Origin of the sequence: Microbispora sp. NBRC 16548 (genome assembly GCF_030268985.1) — a bacterium.
GTDB classification, from domain to species: domain Bacteria; phylum Actinomycetota; class Actinomycetes; order Streptosporangiales; family Streptosporangiaceae; genus Microbispora; species Microbispora catharanthi.
On record NZ_BSSF01000111.1, the window covers coordinates 1 to 288 of the forward strand.

Below are 288 nucleotides of genomic sequence, written 5' to 3' on the forward strand. Positions count from 1 at the left end.
CCGGTACGCGTGGGCCGCCGCCCGCATCGCCATCGGCTGGGTGTTCCTGTGGGCCTTCCTGGACAAGCTGTTCGGCTGGGGCTTCGCCACCCCCACCGCCAAGGCCTGGATCAACGGCGGCAGCCCCACCACCGGCTTCCTCAAGGGCACCGCCGACCACACCTTCGGCGGCCTGTTCAACACCCTCGCAGGCCAGCCCTGGGTCGACTGGCTGTTCATGACCGGCCTCGCCGGCATCGGCACCGCCCTCATCCTCGGCGTGGGCATGCGCATCGCCGCCACCACCGG

The 288-nt window shown here is 71.5% G+C and carries 1 pseudogene; it reads left to right on the forward strand.

Annotated elements, in window-relative coordinates:
• Positions 1-288 (forward strand): annotated as a pseudogene (locus tag QSK36_RS43265) (hypothetical protein); the annotation flags it as partial.